Here is a 4,650-nt window from a genome sequence, read left to right as displayed (position 1 = left end):
GGGTCAGTACGCCGGGCTTGTCTTCCACCAGGACGGAAAGTGTGTGGCGGCTCATGGTCAGTCCTCTTCTTCCCATTCCGGGGTCATGTTGCGGGCAACCTGGATCTGGTCGTTGCTCACGCCGGCGGGCACCATCGGCCACACCATGGAGTTGGGGCTCACCACGAAGTCGATGACCACGGGGCGGTCGTTGATTTCGAGGGCCTTCTGGATGGTGGCGTCGATGTCCTCGTCGCGTTCGCAGCGGAACGAAGCGCAACCGTAGGCCTCCCCCAGCTTGACGAAGTCCGGGATGCGGACGGTGTCGTGGCCGGTGTTGAGGTCGGTGTTCGAGTAGCGGCCTTCGTAGAAGAGGGTCTGCCACTGCCGCACCATTCCCAGCGAGGAGTTGTTGATGACCGCAACCTTGATGGGGATGTTGTTGATGGCGCAGGTGGCCAGTTCCTGGTTGGTCATCTGGAAGCAGCCGTCGCCATCGATCGCCCAGACCACACGGTCTGGCTCGCCCACTTTCGCACCCATGGCAGCCGGGACGGCATAGCCCATGGTGCCGGCGCCGCCCGAGTTGAGCCAGGCGTGCGGGCGCTCGTACTTTATGAACTGTGCTGCCCACATCTGGTGCTGGCCGACGCCCGCCACGTAGATGCCTTCCGGACCGGTCAACGCGCCGATGCGCTCGATGACTTTCTGCGGAGCAGTCAGTCCATCGTCCGGCTCGGTCCAGCCCAGCGGGTAGGTTTCCTTGAGGTTGTTAAGGAATGCCCACCAGGTGGTGAGGTCTGGAGCACCTGCAGCCTCGAACTGGCTGCGTACGGCTTCGGTGAGCTCCGGAATGATTTCCTTGACGGAGCCAACGATGGGGACGTCGGCGGTGCGGTTCTTGGAGATCTCGGCAGGGTCGATGTCTGCATGGATGACTTTCGCCATGGGCGCGAACGTCTTCAGCACGCCGGTAACGCGGTCATCGAAACGGGCGCCAAGGGTGATCAAGAGGTCTGACTGCTGCAGTGCGGTCACGGCTGAAACGGTGCCGTGCATGCCGGGCATGCCCATGTGCTGGGAATGGGAGTCCGGGAAGGCCCCCTTGGCCATCAGCGTGGTCACAACCGGGGCACCCGTGGCTTCGGCCAGTGCGAGCAGCTCGGCGGAGGCATGCGCCTTGACCACACCGCCGCCCACGTACAGCACAGGTTTGCGGGCTGCGGCGATCAGCTTTGCAGCCTCGCGTACCTGCTTGTTGTGTCCGCGGGTGACCGGACGGTAGCCCGGCAGGTCAATCCGAGGCGGCCAGGAAAACGTCATCTGGCCAACCTGGGCGTCCTTGGCCACGTCCACGAGGACAGGTCCCGGGCGGCCGGTGGAGGCGAGGTGGAACGCCTCGGCCATCACATGCGGGATGTCATTGGGGTCGGTCACCAGGAAAGAGTGCTTGGTGATGGGCATGGTGATACCCACAATGTCAGCTTCCTGGAACGCATCGGTGCCGATGACACCGCTGGACACCTGGCCCGTGATGGCCACCAGCGGCACGGAGTCCATGTGGGCGTCCATGATGGCGGTGACGAGGTTGGTGGCGCCCGGGCCCGAGGTGGCGATACAAACGCCCACCCGCCCGGTAACCATGGCGTAGCCTTGCGCGGCGTGGCCGGCTCCCTGTTCGTGACGGACCAGGACGTGGTTCATGCTGGAGGCCATCAAGGGGTCATAGGTGGGCAGGATCGCGCCACCGGGCAAACCGAAAATATCGTCGACGCCGAGTTCTTCGAGCGAGCGGACGATAGCTTGCGAGCCGGTCATCACCGTTGGCGGTACAACGTTGTTCGGCCCAAGGACAGGAGAGGCGGCGGCAAGGTCGGCGACGACGACGGCGTGGTCGGCCGTTCGGTCGGCGCGTTCCGGAGCCTTGGCGGCTCCAGCGGACTTAGTAGCCATCAGCGAGGGGCTGATCGGCGATCCTTTGCTCATCGGACTCTTCCTTGTGGATCATTTGTGGTTCGTGGAAACTGCGGGAAATAAAAAAACCCCTCAGCCTGGCGGCTCTTCGAGGGGTTGCGCGTGACGGTTCGTTACCTGGCTAATGTGCCACGCGCTGGGTAAGGACGACGACTGCATCTGCAGCGGTGCAGTTGGTAACGAAAGTCATGCGTTCAGTTTTCCCTCTGGGCGAGATACGTGTCAATGCGACCTTACCCCATCTCACCATGTGGACTCCAGTGTCCACGTTTTGATCCCGGGGTACAGGATCAACCCCTGCCCGCCCTACAGTAGCCGACCGCAAAAGGGGGCAGGGCTTAATAAGGCTAAGGCCGAGGAACCCAATGGATTCGGCGCCTCGGGCCGAATCCATCGGGCAGGCCTTAGCCGCAGTATGCGCCGGTGCTGGCGCTGTGCACCAGCTTGGCGTACTTCGCGAGTACGCCCTTGGTGTACCTGGCGGGGAGAGGCTCCCAACCCACCTTGCGCGCCTCGAGCTCGGCCTCATCCACCAGGAGGTCGAAGCTGCGGGCTGCGATGTCCACGCGGATCCGGTCGCCGTCCTTGACGAAGGCGATGGGGCCGCCGTCGACTGCTTCGGGAGCAACGTGCCCGATGCACAGGCCGGTGGTACCGCCGGAGAAACGGCCGTCGGTGAGCAGCAGGACGTCCTTGCCCAGCCCGGCACCCTTGATGGCGCCGGTGATGGCCAGCATTTCGCGCATGCCCGGGCCGCCCTTAGGTCCTTCGTAGCGGATGACCACGACGTCGCCGGCGTGAATCTGGCCGTTGTCCAGCGCGTCGAGGGCACCCTGTTCGCGCTCGAAAACGCGGGCAGTGCCTTCAAAAACGTCGGCGTCGAAGCCTGCGCTCTTCACCACTGCGCCCTCGGGGGCCATGGATCCGTGCAGGATGGTGATGCCGCCGGTCTTGTGGATCGGGTTATCCAACGCGCGCAGGATCTTGCCGTCAAGATCGGGCGGGTTGATGGCCTCGAGGTTTTCGGCAACCGTCTTGCCGGTGACGGTAAGGCAGTCGCCGTGCAGCAGGCCGGCGTCAAGCAGTGCGCGCATGATGACGGGCACGCCGCCTATTTTGTCGACGTCGGTCATTACATACCGGCCGAAAGGCTTCAAGTCACCGAGGTGCGGGATGCGGTCGCCGATGCGGTTGAAGTCGTCGAGGGTCAGCTCAACCTCGGCCTCCCGGGCGATGGCCAGCAGGTGCAGCACGGCATTGGTGGAGCCGCCGAAAGCCATGGTGACGGCGATGGCGTTTTCGAAGGCCTTCTTGGTCATGATGTCGCGGGCGGTGATGCCCAGGCGCAGCAGGTTCACCACCGCTTCGCCGGACTTGCGGGCGAATTCATCACGACGGCGGTCTGCCGAGGGCGGGGCGGCGGAGCCGGGCAGGGACATGCCCAGGGCCTCGCCGATGCAGGCCATGGTGTTGGCCGTGTACATGCCGCCGCAGGCGCCTTCACCCGGGCAGATGGCCTTTTCGATGCGCGTCAGGTCTTCCATGCTCATCTTGCCGGCGGCGCAGGCACCGACGGCCTCGAAGGCGTCAATGAGGGTAACTTCCTTTTCGGAACCGTCCTCCAGCTTCACCCAGCCGGGCATAATAGAGCCGGCGTAGAGGAAGACACTGGACAGGTCCAGACGGGCGGCTGCCATCAGCATGCCCGGGAGTGACTTGTCGCAGCCGGCCAGCAGGACTGAGCCGTCGATGCGCTCGGCCTGCATCACCGTTTCCACGGAATCGGCGATGACTTCGCGGGAAACCAGCGAGAAGTGCATGCCTTCGTGGCCCATCGAGATGCCGTCCGAGACGGAGATGGTGCCGAACTGCATGGGAAACCCGCCACCGGCATGGACACCTTCCTTGGCGCCCTGCGCGAGCCGGTTCAGCGAGAGGTTGCACGGAGTGATTTCGTTCCAGGAGCTGGCGACACCGACCTGGGGCTTGGCGAAGTCATCGTCGCCCATGCCCACGGCACGGAACATACCGCGCGCGGGGGCAGCGTGGATGCCGTCAGTTACTACCCGGCTGCGGGGCTTGATGTCAGGCTTGTTGTCGGTCGTGATCAGGGTGTCCTCACTCATAAGGGAAATTCTATGGCTCCACGGGAGGACCCAACGACAGGGCGGTGCCCGTTAAGCGGAAAACAGCGATTATTTCCATCAGATAGTGGACTGTCATCCCGAATAGTGAGATCAGAGGTTCCAGGCGCCCCTCCGATCTGTGGTGCACGTCACCCCCGCCTACGTTCATGCAGTGTCAGCCGGAACCCGTGTTTTGGAACAGGAAACGGTGCCCTTGGTGCCACGCGTGGCTGAGCGTCCGGGCAGGTCAAAGAGCTAGACAGCGCTGTGGCGCCGACGTAGCGTCGGGGGAAAGTGCACCTTGCCATCCAACCGAAGGACCCGCCATGGATTTTGTCTTCTGGATCATTCTGCTCGTCGTAATTGCCGGTTTTGCCTGGTGGTGGCTCAACCGGAAAAAGTCGTCCGCGACATCCGCTGACGCTGGGCGAGCGCAGAGCAGCCGCCCTGACGGCGGCACCCGAACGGACGGCGCCCTTGCCGACGGCGGTCAAGCAGCATCCGCCGAAGCTGCCGGCACAACGGGAATTGCCAGCTCCGCCGGATTCGGCGCCCCGGCGAAACCCGCAGC

General features: G+C 63.9%; 2 protein-coding genes and 1 pseudogene. 1 reads left to right on the top strand and 2 read right to left on the bottom strand.

Translation table 11 applies throughout. The annotated features are described in order from the left end of the window. Positions 1-57: 57 nt before the first annotated feature. Together AC5RWX_RS30530 and ilvD are read right to left on the bottom strand one after the other, a co-directional pair. Complete coding sequence (locus AC5RWX_RS30530; protein WP_494099954.1) at positions 58-1,965, bottom strand: acetolactate synthase large subunit; 1,908 nt, start codon at positions 1,963-1,965, stop codon at positions 58-60. 392 nt (positions 1,966-2,357) lie between these two features. Next, positions 2,358-4,079 (bottom strand): dihydroxy-acid dehydratase, encoded by a 1,722-nt coding sequence (gene ilvD / locus AC5RWX_RS30525; protein ID WP_256248635.1) that lies wholly within the window; start codon positions 4,077-4,079, stop codon positions 2,358-2,360. A 326-nt stretch (positions 4,080-4,405) separates the two neighbouring features. Here ilvD and AC5RWX_RS30520 point away from each other — a divergent pair. Next, a pseudogene (locus AC5RWX_RS30520) lies at positions 4,406-4,650 on the top strand (hypothetical protein); the annotation flags it as partial.

The sequence above is a fragment of the Arthrobacter sp. SPT-J7 genome, assembly GCF_059089965.1.
Note: the sequence above shows the minus strand (reverse complement) of the source record. Positions and strands in the feature narration are given on the sequence as shown.